16 protein-coding genes and 4 pseudogenes are annotated in these 16476 nt (G+C 60.5%); 5 read left to right on the top strand and 15 right to left on the bottom strand.

The annotated features are described in order from the left end of the window. Positions 1–64: 64 nt before the first annotated feature. From LIY36_RS15345 to LIY36_RS15330, 4 genes are all read right to left on the bottom strand, one after another. The gene (locus LIY36_RS15345) at positions 65–1087 is read right to left on the bottom strand and encodes a transporter (RefSeq protein WP_192301053.1); all 1023 of its coding nucleotides are present in this window, start codon (positions 1085–1087) and stop codon (positions 65–67) included. 299 nt (positions 1088–1386) lie between these two features. Continuing rightward, positions 1387–1692, bottom strand: coding sequence for a PepSY domain-containing protein (locus LIY36_RS15340; protein WP_192301055.1), 306 nt, complete (start codon positions 1690–1692; stop codon positions 1387–1389). Between the two features lie 189 nt (positions 1693–1881). Then, on the bottom strand, positions 1882–2184 hold the full coding sequence (locus LIY36_RS15335) for a hypothetical protein (protein ID WP_226456198.1): 303 nt from the start codon (positions 2182–2184) through the stop codon (positions 1882–1884). After that, positions 2185–3312, bottom strand: a complete 1128-nt coding sequence (locus tag LIY36_RS15330) for a glycerophosphodiester phosphodiesterase family protein (protein ID WP_192301056.1) — start codon at positions 3310–3312, stop codon at positions 2185–2187. It lies immediately after the preceding gene. Positions 3313–3544: 232 nt separating this feature from the next. Between LIY36_RS15330 and LIY36_RS15325 the strand changes: the two genes are divergently transcribed. After that, entirely contained in the window at positions 3545–3868 is a 324-nt protein-coding gene (locus LIY36_RS15325; RefSeq protein WP_192301057.1) for a DUF2025 family protein, read from the top strand. Between the two features lie 72 nt (positions 3869–3940). Here the strand turns inward: LIY36_RS15325 and LIY36_RS15320 are convergent, their stop codons facing one another. Together LIY36_RS15320 and LIY36_RS15315 are read right to left on the bottom strand one after the other, a co-directional pair. Further along, entirely contained in the window at positions 3941–4261 is a 321-nt protein-coding gene (locus tag LIY36_RS15320) for an antibiotic biosynthesis monooxygenase family protein (RefSeq protein ID WP_226456197.1), read from the bottom strand. Further along, on the bottom strand, positions 4258–4956 hold the full coding sequence (locus LIY36_RS15315) for a CTP synthase C-terminal region-related (seleno)protein (protein ID WP_226456196.1): 699 nt from the start codon (positions 4954–4956) through the stop codon (positions 4258–4260). The genes LIY36_RS15320 and LIY36_RS15315 overlap by 4 nt, the downstream gene beginning before the upstream one ends. 80 nt (positions 4957–5036) lie before the next feature. On the opposite strand from LIY36_RS15315, the gene LIY36_RS15310 reads away from it, so the two are divergent. After that, positions 5037–5918 (top strand): LysR family transcriptional regulator, encoded by an 882-nt coding sequence (locus LIY36_RS15310; RefSeq protein ID WP_226456195.1) that lies wholly within the window; start codon positions 5037–5039, stop codon positions 5916–5918. A 46-nt stretch (positions 5919–5964) separates the two neighbouring features. Here LIY36_RS15310 and LIY36_RS15305 read toward each other — a convergent pair whose 3' ends face one another. The 5 genes and pseudogenes from LIY36_RS15305 to LIY36_RS15290 form a co-directional block, all read right to left on the bottom strand. Then, the gene (locus tag LIY36_RS15305; protein WP_192301061.1) at positions 5965–6495 is read right to left on the bottom strand and encodes a DUF1003 domain-containing protein; all 531 of its coding nucleotides are present in this window, start codon (positions 6493–6495) and stop codon (positions 5965–5967) included. A gap of 76 nt (positions 6496–6571) precedes the next feature. Continuing rightward, a pseudogene (locus tag LIY36_RS27860) lies at positions 6572–7006 on the bottom strand (methyl-accepting chemotaxis protein); the annotation flags it as partial. A 117-nt stretch (positions 7007–7123) separates the two neighbouring features. Then, positions 7124–7891 (bottom strand): annotated as a pseudogene (locus tag LIY36_RS27855) (PAS domain-containing protein); the annotation flags it as partial. A 262-nt stretch (positions 7892–8153) separates the two neighbouring features. Next, the gene (locus LIY36_RS15295) at positions 8154–9212 is read right to left on the bottom strand and encodes a diguanylate cyclase (RefSeq protein ID WP_226456194.1); all 1059 of its coding nucleotides are present in this window, start codon (positions 9210–9212) and stop codon (positions 8154–8156) included. 184 nt (positions 9213–9396) lie between these two features. Next, on the bottom strand, positions 9397–10014 hold the full coding sequence (locus LIY36_RS15290) for a TetR/AcrR family transcriptional regulator (RefSeq protein WP_226456193.1): 618 nt from the start codon (positions 10012–10014) through the stop codon (positions 9397–9399). A 123-nt stretch (positions 10015–10137) separates the two neighbouring features. On the opposite strand from LIY36_RS15290, the gene LIY36_RS15285 reads away from it, so the two are divergent. The 3 genes from LIY36_RS15285 to LIY36_RS15275 all read left to right on the top strand — a co-directional run bounded on the left by LIY36_RS15285 (position 10138) and on the right by LIY36_RS15275 (position 13672). Beyond that, entirely contained in the window at positions 10138–11196 is a 1059-nt protein-coding gene (locus tag LIY36_RS15285; protein WP_226456192.1) for an MBL fold metallo-hydrolase, read from the top strand. A 107-nt stretch (positions 11197–11303) separates the two neighbouring features. Then, positions 11304–12026 carry a hypothetical protein gene (locus LIY36_RS15280; protein WP_226456191.1) on the top strand — a complete coding sequence of 241 codons (723 nt, stop codon included), beginning with the start codon at positions 11304–11306 and terminating at the stop codon, positions 12024–12026. A gap of 140 nt (positions 12027–12166) precedes the next feature. After that, positions 12167–13672, top strand: coding sequence for an amidase family protein (locus LIY36_RS15275; RefSeq protein ID WP_226456190.1), 1506 nt, complete (start codon positions 12167–12169; stop codon positions 13670–13672). A 59-nt stretch (positions 13673–13731) separates the two neighbouring features. On the opposite strand, the gene LIY36_RS15270 is transcribed toward LIY36_RS15275, so the two are convergent. From LIY36_RS15270 to LIY36_RS15255, 4 genes and pseudogenes are all read right to left on the bottom strand, one after another. Continuing rightward, on the bottom strand, positions 13732–14112 hold the full coding sequence (locus tag LIY36_RS15270) for a helix-turn-helix domain-containing protein (RefSeq protein ID WP_226456189.1): 381 nt from the start codon (positions 14110–14112) through the stop codon (positions 13732–13734). 107 nt (positions 14113–14219) lie between these two features. Beyond that, positions 14220–15168, bottom strand: a pseudogene (locus LIY36_RS15265) (hypothetical protein). Between the two features lie 322 nt (positions 15169–15490). After that, positions 15491–16138 (bottom strand): HAD-IB family hydrolase, encoded by a 648-nt coding sequence (locus LIY36_RS15260; RefSeq protein WP_226456312.1) that lies wholly within the window; start codon positions 16136–16138, stop codon positions 15491–15493. Between the two features lie 74 nt (positions 16139–16212). Next, a pseudogene (locus LIY36_RS15255) lies at positions 16213–16383 on the bottom strand (HNH endonuclease); the annotation flags it as partial. Positions 16384–16476: the final 93 nt, after the last annotated feature.

Raw genomic sequence — 16476 nt, 5'->3', positions numbered from 1 at the left:
GCTGGTCGAGATCACACCGCAGGGCCAAATGTGGGAGCGACCACATTTCCAATGGCGTTCCAGTTCAGTAATCCTTGCGTTTGCGGAACGCCCAGCGCCCGGCAATCAGGGTAAAGGTCGCGACCAAGGCCACCAATATCCAGAAGCCTTCCGGGTCCTGGGAAAGCGGCACGCCCCCCACGTTCATGCCGAAAAAACCGGCAATGATGTTGATCGGCAATGCCAGCACCGTCACCACCGTCAGGGTGAACAGCGTGCGGTTGCTTTGCTCGTTGAGGTTGGCGGCGATCTCTTCCTGCAACAGCTTGATACGTTCTCCGAGCGCCGTGAGGTCGTTGATGATCAGCGCAAACTCTTCGGTGGATTTGCGCAACTCCTTCACGTCTTCCTTTTGCAGCCACTGCGGTGGGCGGTTGAGCAGGCGCAGCAGCGAGCCCGGTTCCAGCGCCAGCAGGCGTTGCAGGCGCACCAGCACCCGCCGCGCGGCACCGAGTTCGGCGCGGTTGGTGGACAGGCGCGAAGACAGCAACTGGTCTTCGATATGGTCGACGCTGATGCTGGTCTTGCGCACGATCTGCGTCAGCACCTCGCCCTGATCGCGCAGCAGATGCACGAGCAACTCCAGCGGCGAACGGAAGCGTTCCCCGGCCTTTACCGACGAGCGCAGTTTGTCCACCGAGTGCAACGGTTGCAGGCGTGCACTGATCAGCAGGCGGCTGCGGGCGCACACCCACAGCGTGGAAATATCCGACGAGACCATGCTGCTGAAGTTGAACACCACGTCGTTGACCACCGCCAGCAAGGCCGAGTCGACGTGTTCGATACGGGTGGAGCGTGAGCCTTCGTGCAGGGCTTCGAAGAACTCATCCGGCAATTCCAGGTGCTTCTGCATCCAGCGTTCGCACGCGGCATGGGCCAGGTTCAGGTGCAGCCACAGGAATTCTTCCGGGTCTTGTGGGGCCTGTAGCGCAGCCAGTGCGGTGGCCGAGTCGATCTGTTCACCCTTTTCGCCTGGGCGAAAACGAAAACCGTAGAGCAAGCCGAACAGGTCGGAGTCCTGGTGGCTGTGGTCAATGCTGTGATTCATGGAGGCTCGCAGGGAAAGGGCCTGTAGGACGTTTCACAGGTCGCGTAGCCGAATCATTGCAAGGGGAATTGACAGTTTTGTGACGGCTTTGTGTTTATTTCCGCTGCGTGAGGTTTATTTGATTGTTTCTCAGCGAACGTTCAGACAGCGTCTAGCCCGGCAGATACGGCGCGCTTGGGCGCCTGATGAACCTGTGGGAGCGGGCCTGCTCGCGAAGACGGTCTATCAGAAACACATTCAGTGACTGATCCACCGCTTTCGCGAGCAAGCCCGCACACACATTGGGTTCTGCGTTTTGATCAAGTATCCAGTTTGTTTTCCAGCACTTCGCCGGTCTTGGCGTCGAGCTTCACGTCCCACTTCTTGCCGGTGGTGTCGGTCAGTTCAACTTCGTAGACCAGGCGACCGGCCTTGTCCTCCAGCTCGGTGTCGTGGATAACGGCGCCAGGGTGTTTGGCCAGGGCGTCTTTGTTGAGTTGTTCAAAAGGCTTCACCGCGCCGGACTGCAACAGGCTTGGAATCTGGTCAGGGCGAACGTCGGCTTGAGCCAGGCCGGCGGTCAGGGTCAAGGCGGTGGCGGCGAACAAAGCGGTCAGGGTTTTCATCGTGTGGGTCCTTTTGGGGTGAGCTGTTTAAGTGGCCTCAGGTTAGTCAGCGCAACTTAACTCACCCTTAATTATTTCAAGCAGTTGCGCAGTTTGTTCAATTCGTCGGGCGCGGCGGGTTTCATGCCGGGGGCTGTGGCAACCGCACCTGCTGCTGGTGTTCGCGGGCACTGCGTTTTATCGCGATGCCTACCGCACGGCCTCCAAGGACAGGTCTGCGTGCAACAACGGGGCGAGATCGAACACGGCAGGCTCGGCATATAGCACCGATACCTCACCCTGGCTCGCAAGAATGGCGTGGGGCTGACGCGAAGGGATAAACAGACGATGGGCCCTGGTGACCTGGCCGTCGGGGTTGACCGTGATCGGCGAACCGTTGGAGCACATCACCTGATGCGCATAGTACGCATGGGGCGCGGTACGCCCCAGCTCGCCGATGATCAGGCCGTAGTCACGCCCCAACCACAGGCGGCCTGACCAATGGGCCTTCACTCAATACTTATAGTCGTTCAGCAAGTCCTGCACGCTGGACGACGGCCAGCGCTTGTAGAACTTCAGCAGTTCGGCCGCGCGGTTGGTGAAGATGCCGTCCACGCCAGCCTTCATCACCTTGTCGAAGTCAACCGGCTCGTCGACGGTGTAGACGTGCACCAGCAGGCCTTTGTCGTGGGTCAGCTTGTTCATTTCAGGCTTGACCAGGTTCGAATAACTTTGATCGCCATGGGCGGTCAGCTCAGCCGACGGGCCAGTGCCGATGGCGCCGAGGCTCTTGGCTTCGTCGACCCACTTTTCGAACTCGGCGGCGTCTTTCGGCTCTTGCTTGGCATAGTAGGCGGCCTTGGTGGTTTCGCCGGACTCGGCGAACGTCTGCTTGGATTTTGGCTCGATGCTGCCTTCACCGACCCACAACAGCAGGATTTTCGGAGTGTTCGGCATCTCTTTTTGCAGCTCGACCAGGCTCGACTTCTCGAAGGTTTGCAGCACCACGCGGCCCTTGCCCTGGCCGACACCGGTGTTGCTCTTGCCCAGCTTGGAGCCGGCGGAACTCAACCAGCCTTTATCCAGCAGCTTGTTTTTCAGGTCGGCCTCGATGCCCGGGAATTGCTTGGGCTCCTTGGTCTCGATGTACAGGCCGGGTTTGTGCTGTGGGTTGCCTTCGGCGATCTTGATGATGTCGTCCAGGCTCTGGATTTTCAGGCCGACGAAACCCGGGCGGGCGCGGTCCGGGTAAGCGGCGTTGAACCAGCTGCCGGCGTCGAGGCTTTGCAGTTCTTTCCAGGTGAATTCGTTGGCCGGTGCGTCTTTGCGCTCGGGGAACTTGGTGGCCACGTCGGTGGTGCGCTGCAGGTTGTTGTCGTGCAGGGCGAACAGCACGCCGTCCTTGCTGCGTTGCAGGTCCATTTCCAGGTAGTCGGCACCCAGGTCGCGTGCAACTTTGTAGGCGGCGGCGGTGGATTCGGGAGCGTCGTACGAGGCGCCACGGTGAGCGATGACGGCGGGATACGGAATGCCTTCGTTTGTCGCCAATTCAGCCGGGCTGATCGGATCGGCAGCCTGGGCCTGGCCGAGGCCAAGCGTCAGGGCGAGCAGCAGGGCGCTCTTGGTGAACGTGACAGGCATATGCGAAGTCCTTTCGTGGAGGTAGCTTTGAGAAGGCCTCCTTTTTAACAATTGATTGCGAACGGCGCCATCACCAAACCGACATTAACGTGCGCATGCGCCAATTTTCTGGGTTTTTTTGCGGTGCATTGCAGTACTCTTGCCCGAAGCTTCCCCGCCAGAGGGCGGCAATTTCTGCCACGCGTGTAAACCATCTTTCCAGTCCATGTGGGACTTTTCAGTGAGGTTTACCATGCGCATCACTTCCGAGCTTATCTGCCAGGCTGCCGACAGACTCCACGGTTTTGTCGGACTGAACCGCAAGACCGGGCAGTACATCGTGCGTTTCAGCGAAGACTCCTTCGGCATGGATGTGGCCGATGACGGCATCATCCCCACCGCCGAATTTGTCTGGCTGCCCGCCGAGGATGACACCATGACGTTGTCCCGCGAGCGCATCCAATTGCTGCTGGACCAGAACATCGACGACCGCATCAACATCAGTGAGCCGCTGCGGGTGTACATGCGCCGGGTCGAGATCCCGCAGATTGCTGCGTTGCGCAGTCTGGTCAGCTAGCTACCTGTTTGCGAGGTTATAGAGAGCCAAATGTGGCAGCGGGCAAGCCCGCTCCCACAGGGGGTCAGCATTTCAGTTCTGGAACGCATAGTCCCGTTCGACTTTGCATACCCGTGTCTGAAACGCCGAGTACCAAAGGGCCCGTCCTTGCTCACGCACGGCACTGTGCTCGGCCTGCCGCTTCCACGCCAGGATCGCCGCCTCGCTTTGCCAGTACGACACGGTGATCCCCAGGCCATCCTCCCGCGCCGATTCCACCCCGAGAAACCCCGGTTGCCCACGCGCCAGTTCCAGCATGCGCGTGGCGGCCGCGCCGTAGCCGTGATCGCCCTCGGTGCGCAGCGAGCTGAAAATCACCGCGTAGTAGGGCGGGGTGGGTGTGGCGGCGATCATGCGGACACCTCCCGGCAGGCGTTGAGCAAGGCCATCGCCAGCGGCGGCGTGATGCCGTTGAGGGCGGCGCGTTCGGGTTGGAACAAGGTGGCGACGAAAAACGGGTGATCGAGCAACTCCACCGCGCGCAGATCGCCCGCCGAGTCGTGGCCGCAGGCAATCAAGTCGCCTTCGAGCAGGGCATCGAGAAACTCGCGATTGACCCCGTAGCGGCAGCGATAGCCCTCTTCAAGGTCCAGCGTGCCGTAGGCCTCGGCGATGCGGGTGTAGGGCGCCAGGCGCACGTGGTCGGTGGCTTCCACCAGGGCGCAGCTCAGCGGCGCGATCACCGCGCGTTTGGCCTCGGGGTTCAGTTCGCCATGTTGCGCATCCGCCCAGCCCAATACATTGCGGGCATATTCCAGCACTGCGTGCTGAAAACCGCCGCAGGTGGCGAGGAACGGTCGCCGCTGCTCGCGGGCAAAACGGATGGCTTGCAGGGCGCCGTCGGTGTCGCGATAGGGGCTGGCGGGCACGCACCAAAAACCGTCAAAGCCGTGCAGCGATGGCAAGTTGTCGGTGTCGAGCCATTGCAGGTGAACGGTCAGGCCAAGCCTGTCGGCTGCCTGTTGCAGGGCCACGGGAATGGCTTGGTGCGCGGTGACAGCGGGGTGGTGCTCGCCGATCAGGGCGAGGTGCAGCGTAGAGGCGTTCATCCTGTGCATCCCATGGCTTGTGGTGTCCTGGAGCGCACTATAAATTGGCGTTCACGCAATCAATATTGGCGTTTACCCATATGTTCAATGCGTCAACGCACTATCAGATTGACTACCCCGACCTGTCGCTGATCCTCGCCCTGGTGCGCGGTGGCTCCCTCGCGCGGGCGGCGGCGTTGTTGCGGGTGGACGTGTCCACGGTGTTTCGCGCAGTGCGGCGCCTGGAGGCGGCATTGGGTCAGACGCTGTTTGAAAAAAGCCGCGCCGGCTACTTGCCCACGGGCTTGGCGCGGGACCTGGCGCAACAGGCCGAACGTGCCGAACAAGCGCTGGAGGCGGCGCGCATTGGCGTGGAGCAGGGCGGTGAAGTGATCAGCGGCACGGTGCGCCTGACCTGTACCGACTCGGTGTTGCAAGGGTTGCTGCTGCCCGCCTTGGCGCAATTCATGCCGGATTATCCGGCGCTGACCCTGGAGCTGAGTACGTCCAACGACTTCGCCAACCTCAGCCGCCGCGATGCGGACATCGCCCTACGCTTGACCAAGACGCCGCCGGAGCACCTTGTAGGACGCTGCCTCGGCAACGTCGCCTACCAGGTGTGTGCGAGCCCGGGTTTTGCGCGTGAGCATGCCGGGCGCGAGTTGGCCGAACTGGCCTGGATCGCCCCGGATGATTTCATGCCGGACCATCCGACGGTGGCCTGGCGTCGCGAGCACCTGCCGGGTGTACGCCTTGGTTATCGCTGCAACAGCATGCTGTCGGTCACCGAACTGGTGCGTGCCGGGCTGGGTGTGGCGGCGTTGCCGGACTTTCTCCTGGATGAAGGCTTGCAACCGATGGGGCCGACGTTGACAGGGCATGGCACGGCGCTGTGGTTGCTTACCCGTCCTGACTGCCGGGCGTTGCGCTCGGTGGTGGCGTTGTTTGATGAATTGGGGCGGCACATCCGGATGAAACCCTAGACCCAAATCAAAAATGCGGGGGGACAAGCCCCCCTCCCATATGGGATTACGGGTGTTCTTGGGGTTTTCTTACAAAGTGCTCGTGCAGTTCACACGTCAGGCTTTCGACATGTTCCGTCAGTTGCTTGGTCATTTCCGTCAGCCGGGTGTTCTGTTCGAGTAATTCCAGCAACTGTTTGGTGGTCTGCGCGGCCTGGGCCTGGCGTTCGGTATTGGCAACGGCGAGGGCTTCACGGTGCTGCGCATCGGCGTCGGACTGGGCTTTGTCCCGCGCTGCCTGGCGTGTCTGCGCCAGCAGGATCAGCGGCGCGGCGTAGGCCGCTTGCAGGCTGAAGGCGAGGTTGAGCAGGATGAACGGGTAGGCGTCGAAGTGCGTCACGCCGGTCATGTTCAATACCATCCACACCACCACGATCACCGTCTGCGCACCGAGGAAGGTCGGCGTGCCGAAAAATCGGGCGAAGGCTTCGGCCTTGAGGGCAAAGGTGTCATTGCCAAACGTCGGTGCCAGGTGGGCGTGGGGGCGGTGGAAACGCAGGTGATCGACGGGGGCGGCTTCAGGTTTGCTTGGGGTCATGATGGGCTCGGATCTTCAACTGAGAGACAGTGAAGCACTATAGACCGAGCCCCCGACGCTACGTATGAAGATCGGGTCAGTTGCCGCCACGCTCGTTGGCGAATGCACTGACTGCCTGCACGGCCTCGCTGGTGCCTTCACGAATCTGCAGGATCACCGTGCCGGCGCGGTTGGCCAGGTCGACACCCTGGGCCGCGCGGTCGCGGGTGCCGTCCATGCTGTGGATGGCCTGGCGGGTTTCGTCCTGGATCATCGCGATCATGCTGGAGATCTCCGCGGTGGAGCCGCTGGTACGCGCTGCCAGTTGCCGCACTTCATCGGCCACCACGGCAAAACCACGGCCTTGTTCACCCGCGCGCGCCGCTTCGATGGCCGCGTTGAGGGCCAGCAGGTTGGTCTGGTCGGCGATGCCACGAATGGTGTTGACGATGGCGGTGATCTGCTGCGAACGCTCGCCAAGCTTGGCGATCAGTTGTGAGGAGCCGTCAATGTCGGCGGCAATGTCGCGCATGCCGCTGGCCGTTTGCTGGATCACTTCGGCACCTTTTTCGGCGATGTCCCGGGTGCTCAGGGAGATGTGGTACGCCTGGGCTGCGCTGGCCGCATCGGCGCTGTGCTGCTGCACCATGGCGGTGACGTCGGAGGCGAACTTGACCACTTTGCACAGGCGTCCGCCGGCGTCATACACCGGGTTGTAGTTGGCTTCCAGCCACACGGTGCGGCCGTTTTTATCCACGCGCTCGAACTGGCCGCTGAACATTTCGCCCTGGTTCAGGCGGCGCCAGAACTCGCTGTAGGCCGCGCTGTTGGCCAACTCCGGGGTGCAGAACAGGCGGTGATGCTGGCCCTGGACCTGTGTGAGGCTGTAGCCCATGCGTTGTAGGAAATTCGTATTGGCGGTGAGGATGGTCCCGTCGAGGTTGAACTCGATCACCGCCATCGCCCGGCCGATGGCGTCCAACTTGGCGTTGGCTTCGCTCTCGGCTTGCAGGCGTGGGGTCACGTCCATGGCGTACTTCACCACCTTGACCACGCGGCCGGCGTCGTCGCGTACCGGGTTGTAGCTGGCTTCCAGCCATACTGAATGGCCGTCGCCTGCCACCCGTTCGAAGGTGCCGGACTGGAATTGGCCGTTGCGCAGGTTCGTCCACAACTGGTTGTACTCGGCGCTGCGCGCAAATGCGGGGGTACAGAACAGCTTGTGGGGCTGGCCGACGATCTGTTCGGCGCGGTAGTTCATGGTCTTGAGGAAGTTGTCGTTGGCCCGCAGCACGTTGCCTTGCAGGTCGAATTCGATCACCGCCATGGAGCGCTCGAGGGCGTCCAGCAGGCTGGCCTGTTGGGCCACGGTATGTTGCAGGGCGCTGATGGTTTTTTTGTGGGCGTTAAATAGCATGTTCGGATGCTCGGGCAAGCAAGCGTAGGGGGTATCCATGTGAGGTCGCCTGCCCCGTAAGGCGCTGGGCTCTACGGTTGACGTGCTCATTGTCAGCTTCCTGGTGCTGACAGCGGGGGTGGAACAACGGGGTCAGAGTCGCGCAGCGGGAAGAAAGTTCGGCGATGTGCCACTACTTTTTACCGGCGGCGCCCAATGAAGGCATTATGCTATCGCTGCAAGTGCTGGGCAGGAAATTCAGACGAGGTGTCGTACGACAACTTCAGGCGGAATGAGCCACGCAATAGTTGCTGACGTTGACCCGGTTGCGCCCGGTGGCCTTGGCGGCGTACAGCGCCCGATCCGCGGCGTTGAGCCACATCGCGGCATCGCTGAAACCGGGTTGGAAGTCGGCCAGGCCGATACTCAGGCTGACGCGTAGCTCCGGGATCTGCGGGTTACGGTAGTTGCTGAAGGTCTCGCGCATGCGTTCCATCAACTGCGCGGCTTCTTCCAGGGGCATTTTCGGAAGAATCACACAGAATTCATCGCCACCATAGCGTCCGGCCAGGTCGTTTTCCCGCAGGTTGCGCCGCAACTCCAGGCTCAGTTGGCGCAGCACCGCGTCACCGACGATATGGCCGTGGGTGTCGTTGATCTGTTTGAAGTGGTCAATGTCGATCAGCGTGATGGTGGCGTGGCTTTGTTGTTGCCGGCACTTATGGAATTTGATGTGCAGCAGGTCTTTCCACGAACCGTGATTAAGCAAGCCCGTGAGGCTGTCGATACGGCTGAGGGCGCTGAGGGCGCGCTTGTGTTCGGACAGTTTGATCGCCAATTGGTAACAGACCATGCCGATGGCCATGGGGTAGAGGGTCAGCATCGGCAGGCAGGCGTAGACCTCAAGCACGCTGACATCCGCGTCGAAGCGCATGCCGAACAGCAACCACCCGGCTCCGATACCCACTGCCTGAGCCAACAGGCCGCGCAGGAACATCTGTTTGCCGCCCGCTGCGACGTTATTCATGGCCATCATGGACAGGATGGTCACGGCCGTCAGCGGCGAGAACTCAATGGCTGCCGCCCAGAACCCGCCGAAAAACGAGTCGTAGATCAGGTTGCGTTTTTCGGCCTGATAGGGGAATTGGGCGCGCGTCGAGAGTTGATACGCCACATGCGGCCAGCCAAGGCCATTGAACAGCAGGAACGCCCAGACCCAACCGGGCATCGAGAGCGGGTAGAGGGCGGCGGCCACACTGATGCCGCCGATGCCCAGGCCGATGATCCTTGGCTTGTAGATACGCCTGGCAAATGAGAGCCCTTTGCCTTGTCGGTTTTCCATAAATTCTGAGTCAGCTCTTTTTGCAGGTACGGCAGCGTGTTCGTGGGGTAACCGTTTATCGGATAAGGCTGTGAATATTGTCAGTTATTTGCGCACGAATAATCAGTGGCCTTACAGGCCATTTGTGCAAAACAGAGGGCGAATGCGTCAAAAACGACCTGCAATGTCGTTCAAGCAACAGCGTCTACCGAGGGTGGACTTCGTAGCCGGCCAGGAACAGGTCGATGGCAGACTCGATCACGCTGGCCTGGTTGGCGGCATCCAGGGTCGGTTGGCCAAGGGTGATTTGCGGCCAGAACGCGAACGCCTTGAGCAGGCTTTGGATCTGGTGGGCGGCGAATGCCGGATCGCTGCAACTGAGGCGGCCGTCTTCCTGGGCGGCGCGGACCCACTGGGTAAAACCTTCTTCGCGCTGGCTCAGGCGGGTCACCATGTCTTGGGCACGTTCCGGCGAGTGAATGGTGGCGGCGATAGCAACCCGGGCCAGGTCGAGGAAGTTGGCATCCGCCATCATCTTCATCTTGGCCTCCAGCAACCCGCGCAGTTGCTCGCGCAGCGGGCGGTCGCTGGTGTAGCTCACATCCAGTTGCGCGACGCTGCTGGCCCACAATTGGTGAAGGATTTCGGCGAACAATTCCTCCTTGCTCGGGAAGTGGTTGTACACGGTGCGCTTGGAAACACCGGCGGTGGCGGCGATCTTGTCCATGCTGGTGACCTCGAAACCGTTGGCGCGAAACTCGGCGATGGCCGCAGCCACGATGGCTTCGCGTTTACGGTCGGTGAGGCGTTGAGGGGCAGTCATGGGGGGCATTCGGCTCGGCAGGGGAAATTACACTCGGTAGTTTACTTGCTCCGGATTTTGTTGCAATCTTGAAACTACACTGTGCAGTGTAATTCTTCAGCGCTCTGTAGGAGTCACCTGGTAATGGCCATCCTCTCATCCCGTGTCGACCCTTTGCCTGAGGGGCTCAAACCTGCCGAGCAGGAACAGGGCCCCTTCAGTAACGACGCTCCCGTACAACACGGCGGCTTTGGCAAAACCTTGCGGATTTTCTGGAACATGCTGTTCAACAAGCCACGCAGCACGCGGCCGGTGGGGACGATCCCAGTGCAACCGCTGACCCGTGACCAGTTGCTGGCAGCGCCCGATCACAGTGTGTTTCGCCTTGGGCATTCCACGGTCTTGCTGAAAATGCGCGGTAAGTTCTGGGTGACCGACCCGGTCTTCGCTGAGCGCGCTTCGCCGTTCAGTTGGGCTGGCCCCAAGCGTTTCCACCAGCCCCCCATCAGCCTCGATGAACTGCCTGCGCTAGAGGCGGTGATTCTTTCCCACAACCATTACGACCATCTTGACTACAAGGCGGTCGTGGAATTGGCCGACAAGACTCGCTATTTTCTCGCACCGCTGGGCGTGGGCGACATTCTCGTCAAGTGGGGCGTTGAACCCGGCAAAGTACGGCAACTGGATTGGTGGCAGGGCACCGAGGTGGATGGCATCCGGTTTGTCGCCACACCTGCGCAGCATTTTTCCGGGCGCGGCTTGTTCGACAGCAACCAGACCCTGTGGTGTTCCTGGGTGATGATCGACGGCGCGCGGCGGATCTTCTTCAGCGGTGACACCGGCTATTTCGATGGCTTCAAACGCATTGGCGAGCAGTACGGTCCGTTTGATCTGACGCTGATGGAAACCGGTGCCTACAACGTCGACTGGCCCCACGTACACATGCAGCCAGAGCAAACCGTGCAAGCACACATCGACCTCAAGGGGCGTTGGCTGCTGCCGATTCACAACGGCACCTTCGACCTGGCGTTCCATGCCTGGCACGAACCGTTCGACCGCATCATGGCCTTGGCGTGGGAGCGCAATGTGTCGATCACCACGCCGGCGATGGGCCAGGCGTTCAGCCTGAACCAACCTGAGCGCGGGCAGGCGTGGTGGCTGGAGGTGGAAACCCAGGGCGCCGAAGAAAGCCTGGCAAGCTGAAGCTGGCGGCGTCGGAAAAAGGAGTTTTCAAGGTGTTTCCGGGCTGCGACAGAGGCCGGATGAGGGTGCGATGATTCCCGGAAAATTAATTTCTGGGGGACGTTTTGATGGATGAAAAGTGTAGGAAAATTTGTGCAGTACGCGTGCCGTGCCTGCCGGTGCAAGTGCTGCCCACGTTTGTCGAGCCTGCACCTGCTGGCCACGTTCCTGAGGCAGCGGGCCGGCGCGGTATTGCGTTTAGCGTCGAACCCCTGGCCGGCATGCCGCATGAGGTGAGTATCCCGATCCCTGGATATGACGCACCGGCGATTCCCTTTAAAACCGTGCGTGATCCCTCGCTGTCATTGATCGCCCTGAGTGGTATCGACCCCTCTGGACCAGTCATGGTGGAGGTGCCTCTGGTGCAGAACAACACCACATTCACTGCGACCCCGGCTCTGGCAGGCCGACGCGTGGGGGTTGCCGAGCGATTTGATGATCAGACACCGATCGAGCACCACGCCTCTTTTCTCCGCGCGCTGGAGATACTGCGGCGGGCTGGCGCGCACTTGGTGCTGGTGCCTGCCCGCGCGGCCAAGGGCGATCTGCACTTCACCTTGCAGAGCCTTAATGAAGTCGATGAGCTTGTCAGCGAATATCGCTTGGATGCGGTGGTGTCCGACAGCCGCACTGGAGCGTTTCACAGCGCTTGCTGGAACGGTTACCCAGCGCTCAACGAGCCGCTTGAGGACGGGGCGACACTGTGGTTCTACGGTGCGCGCTGGTCGAAGGCGATGTTGGCGGCGCTGGTGCAGGGCTATCGCAGCGTGCGTGCGTTGACTCCGGTTTAGGCCAGGCTACCCCATGCGTTGAACAATCCCACGGTATGAACGACTGGCCTCGCGCAGCCTGGATGGAGGGGCGTTTTTAGAATGGTGTGCGGATCAACATAGGTCCTTCGTCAATTCTTACCCCTTCCTGGAGGTGTTGCATGTTTGGTATTGGTCTTGGTGTGGGCGCGGTAATTAGCCAGGCGTCGAGAATGATGGGGGTGAAACCCGCGGGCGATCTACGCAAACCGGTACCGCCTGGCACTGAGTATGTCGGTGTTCGCGAACTCGGCGAGCAAATGGCACGGCCGGGTGGGTTCACCTCGGAAGATCTGGTCACCTATTTGCAAGCGCGCATTCGTAAGCTCGACCCCGCGTTAAGCACCATCATCGAACTCAACCCACAGGCGTTGGAGATTGCACGCGAGCTGGACCGCGAGCGCGTGTCAGGCAAGATCAGGGGGCCGCTGCATGGTATTCCGGTGCTGCTCAAGGACACGATCGAGACAGGCGATACCCAGCAAACCAGCGCCGGCGCGTTTGGATTGACGGGGACGGCGGCGCGCAAAGATGGATTTATTGTCGAGCGCCTGCGTGAGCAGGGCGCGGTGATCCTGGGCAAGACCAACCTGACGGAGCTCGCGGGTTTTCGCGGCGGCCCCGACGGTTGGAGCAGTCGGGGCGGGCAAACGCGCAACCCTTACCATGCGGATGCACCGGTCGGTGGTTCAAGTTCGGGATCGGCCGCCGCTGTTGCCGCCGGGTTGGCGCCGCTGGCCGTGGGCACCGAAACCAGCGGTTCGATCATTGTGCCGGCGGCGCTCAACGGCGTGGTCGGTTTCAAGCCCAGCGTGGGCGTGTTGAGCCGCAGCGGCATCATTCCAGCCAGCCACCGGCAGGACACACCGGGGCCGATGGCGCGCTCGGTGTTTGATGCTGCGCTCATGCTTAATGCAATGTCTGGCAGCGACCCTGACGACAGCGCGAACATTGATGCGCCCAAGGGCATCGACTACACCGCCTTGCTCAAACCCGGAGCGTTGCACGGCAAGCGTATTGGTTACCCGGCGACCTTTTGCGCGAAGGGCGAAAGCCTGTCGGTGGACAATAGCCCTCAGTTTGCCCAGGCGCTTGAGGTGCTTCGAGCGCAAGGGGCAACTGTGGTGCCGGTGAATATGCGACTGGCCGACGCCTCGCGTTATGGCGAATTGTTGTTTGCCGATGTGAAGGACGAGTTGAATGACTACCTGGCCAAGCGACAGGGACTGCCGGTCAAGTCGGTGCCGCAACTGATTGCGTTCAACGATGCGCGTGATGGAACCGCCACCGAGCACCAGCCGGTACTCAAGCAAATCGAGGCATCCACCCTCACGCCTGAGGAACGCGAACCCCTATGGGATGCCCTGATCCAGGAGTTTCGTGGCACCTTGGATGAGCTGATTGACGAGCAAAACCTTGATGCGGTGGTCTCGGACTTCGAGACCAACAGCTACTTTGCGGTCGCCGCAGCTGGTTACCCTGGTGTCTCGGTGCCTTCCGGGAAAAATGACGACGGTGAACCGACCAGCGCGTATTTCTTTGGTGCCCGCTGGAGCGAACCGACATTGCTGGCGGTGGCCCATGGGTATGAGCAGGCTGCGAAAGTGGGGATCAAGCCGGTTCTTTAACCTCAACGCATTAGACGTCATCCTGCGCCGCCTACGCCGTCCAGTGATCCTGCTGGACACTACGCACCATTCGGTTGAGGGGCTGGTGAGTCAAGAGAGGCCGCTGTTGAACCCATCAGCCGCGAGATGATACCTGGCTCGGCGGGTTCGGCCGGAGCAGGGGTAGACCTGCGTGCACTCATTCCCCACCCCGGCGCGAACCCTGGGAAAAACACCAGCCCCTCCGCCTCCAGCCGAAACGCCAGGGTCAACCGGGTTTCATCTTCCACGTCGGCGTGGCTTTCAAAGCGTTGCACCGCTTCCACTGCGACACCCGCCTGGCTGGCCAGGTCTTCGCGGCTCCAGCCCAGCATCGCGCGGGCCTGGACGCTGTGCTTGGCGGTGAATTGGTGCAGGACGATCTGTTGTTCTACGAAAGAGCTCATTGCCAGAGAGGACATGGGGTTTCTCCAGGATTCGACGGGGGAGGGCAAACTATACTGTGTTTTTGTACAGTTGTTTTGACCGCTCATCAACTGGATTTTTTTCGAAGGCTCGCGACCAGCCCTTACTCCACCCCCGGCGCCTCCCGAATAATCAAGTGATCCAGGTTCTCGATATTCGCGCTGAACACCCCGAACGTCTGCTCGGGGTGTTTCTTGCTTGGCACTTGTTTCAGCTCGGGCGTCACCCCGTAAAAGAAACAGTACAGCGCCTGCTTACTGTCCACCGCCGCCTTGATCTGCTCCAGGAACGCCTTGCGCTTGCGGTAGTTCTCGATCAGCTTTTTGCTCAGGTAGACGTTGACAGAGTAAGGCTTCTTGTCGAGCCACACCTTCTTTTCGAAGTCGATGCGAAAGCTGCTGGTGTAGTCCTTGATCGCCTTGATCCTGCCCCAGTAGATCAGGCCCTTGTTGTCTTGCAGGTACTCGATCTTCTTGAAAAACGCCCAGTACGTCGCAGTATGCTCGCCGATCTTCAGCGGCATGCTTTTGAGCTTGTGCTTGTCGTCGATGTTCGACACATAGCATTCCACCGGGTGGGCGAACACACTGGTTTTGTCTGGGGGGGGTGTCAGTGGCGACGTGGGAGGTGCTGCTGCGGATTGAAGGTGTTTTCGTTAGGTCTTCTGGGGCGTTTGCTTCGGTGTCGACCACAGTGGCTTTGCGTTGGTATTGGCGGCGGGTGAGCACAAACTCCGATGGGAAATTGTCCTCGCGCTCGTCGTCACTTTCACCGGATGCGGCCTTGTGCGTGCTGGCATAACGGCAGCCGTCGATATGCCGGGTGCCGGCCTTGTTCTTGAAGTGCGGCGTGCGTTGGTAGTTGACGTTTTTTGCGTTGAAGGTGCTCAGCGTGTTGCCCGCATCGAATGCTGCACGGCATTCATCGTTGGGGCAGAAGAAACGATCCTTGTCGGAATCGAAGTCGCTGGTTTCGTCGAAATTCAGGTCTCGTACGTCGTAGATCGACAGCTTTTCATCGAGACTCAGGCTGTAGGCCGTGTCGAATTTCATGGGGCTCGGGTCCGTGAGATAGTTCGCTATTAATAGCGGGATTTGCCTCAAATATCAGCAACAAGAGCAATCCATATACCTTTGGCGAGGCTACGATGGGGCCGCCATGATTCACTCGTAACGCCGGCCAAGGCGCTTGCGAATATCTACGTTCGACCGCGTGCCAGGCTTGCGGGTAGAGGATTGGGTTTAAGCTGCGCAGCAGAGCAGCGTCAGCGTTCACGGTTTTCAGACTCGCACCGATCAAATGTGGGACCTGTCGAACCCCTGTGAGGCTGCGAAGGGATCGGCTCAGTTTTTTTGCCGACCCCACTCACTGGTATCACCGCTGCAACCGGGCCCGCTTGTTCTTCTTCCCATGAAAATGCCGAAAATGCGCATCCTGCGCCGCCGCCAGCAACTCCCGATCCCCGCGCGTGTCACCCCAGGCCCGCAGACGATAATCCCCCAGGTCCCCATACACCGCTTCAAGCCGCAGCACCTTGTTCTCACAGCGGCAATTGTTGCCGGTCAGCTTGCCGGTCAGCACCCCGTCGACCACTTCAAGCTCGGTGCCGATCAACTTGATCCCCAGGCGATCGGCAAACGGCTGCAACACCAGCGCCGGCGACGCCGAGCACAGGGTCACCACCGCTCCGGACTTCAACTCATCGGCCACCGACTGCAGGCCGCTCGGGCGCATCAACCTGGTCCAATACGCCTGGCAATACGCTTGCGCCTGCTGCTGCACCCAAGCTTTCTCCACCCCGGTCATGAAGGTGCGGATCAACTGCGCCTTCAACTCATCCCGGCTGGTCAGCCGCAACAAAAACCGCAGCCCAGGCACCGCGAGCTTCACCATCCGCCGGCAGAACTCAGCCTTGCCAAAGGCAAACTTGAGGAACGGCACAAAACTGTCGTGGTGGGTCAGGGTGCCGTCGAAGTCAAACACGGAAAGTACTTTGGCATCGGCGGGGCCGGCTTCGAGCATGTCTGGGGTCACGGGGTGGCCTCGGTCGTATCTACTGAATATTGGAATGCACCAGCTGTGACAACCGCAGTTTGCTCGCGTATCAATCTATCGATTTTCGCGTAAATCGCTGCGGTAAAAGCCTCCCGGTCGCTGGACCGGTGACAACGCTGATGGCAATTGGGGCACAAGGCTACAGCATTGGTGATGTGATCCGAACCCTTCCGGGCGAGGTGCTGGGTGCGATGTGCTTCAAGAAATGGCAAATCACCAGGCATAAAAAAGCCCCGAGCGAGTCAGGGCTTCTTGATATTGCTTGGCGCGGGAATCAATCCCAGCTCAACGCACCACCAGTCTGA

The organism is Pseudomonas sp. AF03-9 (assembly GCF_020515815.1).
Taxonomy (GTDB): Bacteria; Pseudomonadota; Gammaproteobacteria; order Pseudomonadales; family Pseudomonadaceae; genus Aquipseudomonas.
Note: the sequence above shows the minus strand (reverse complement) of the source record. Positions and strands in the feature narration are given on the sequence as shown.

Excerpts from the sequence above, each read along its gene's own strand:
- LIY36_RS15270 (WP_226456189.1), bottom strand. The coding sequence starts at position 14,112 with ATGTCCTCTCTGGCAATGAGCTCTTTCGTAGAACAACAGATCGTCCTG.
- LIY36_RS15260 (WP_226456312.1), bottom strand. The coding sequence starts at position 16,138 with ATGCTCGAAGCCGGCCCCGCCGATGCCAAAGTACTTTCCGTGTTTGAC.
- LIY36_RS15295 (WP_226456194.1), bottom strand. The coding sequence starts at position 9,212 with ATGGAAAACCGACAAGGCAAAGGGCTCTCATTTGCCAGGCGTATCTAC.
- LIY36_RS15320 (WP_226456197.1), bottom strand. The coding sequence starts at position 4,261 with ATGATCGCCGCCACACCCACCCCGCCCTACTACGCGGTGATTTTCAGC.
- LIY36_RS15330 (WP_192301056.1), bottom strand. The coding sequence starts at position 3,312 with ATGCCTGTCACGTTCACCAAGAGCGCCCTGCTGCTCGCCCTGACGCTT.
- LIY36_RS15340 (WP_192301055.1), bottom strand. The coding sequence starts at position 1,692 with ATGAAAACCCTGACCGCTTTGTTCGCCGCCACCGCCTTGACCCTGACC.
- LIY36_RS15345 (WP_192301053.1), bottom strand. The coding sequence starts at position 1,087 with ATGAATCACAGCATTGACCACAGCCACCAGGACTCCGACCTGTTCGGC.
- LIY36_RS15305 (WP_192301061.1), bottom strand. The coding sequence starts at position 6,495 with ATGACCCCAAGCAAACCTGAAGCCGCCCCCGTCGATCACCTGCGTTTC.
- LIY36_RS15310 (WP_226456195.1), top strand. The coding sequence starts at position 5,037 with ATGTTCAATGCGTCAACGCACTATCAGATTGACTACCCCGACCTGTCG.
- LIY36_RS15325 (WP_192301057.1), top strand. The coding sequence starts at position 3,545 with ATGCGCATCACTTCCGAGCTTATCTGCCAGGCTGCCGACAGACTCCAC.
- LIY36_RS15280 (WP_226456191.1), top strand. The coding sequence starts at position 11,304 with ATGGATGAAAAGTGTAGGAAAATTTGTGCAGTACGCGTGCCGTGCCTG.
- LIY36_RS15315 (WP_226456196.1), bottom strand. The coding sequence starts at position 4,956 with ATGAACGCCTCTACGCTGCACCTCGCCCTGATCGGCGAGCACCACCCC.
- LIY36_RS15275 (WP_226456190.1), top strand. The coding sequence starts at position 12,167 with ATGTTTGGTATTGGTCTTGGTGTGGGCGCGGTAATTAGCCAGGCGTCG.
- LIY36_RS15290 (WP_226456193.1), bottom strand. The coding sequence starts at position 10,014 with ATGACTGCCCCTCAACGCCTCACCGACCGTAAACGCGAAGCCATCGTG.
- LIY36_RS15285 (WP_226456192.1), top strand. The coding sequence starts at position 10,138 with ATGGCCATCCTCTCATCCCGTGTCGACCCTTTGCCTGAGGGGCTCAAA.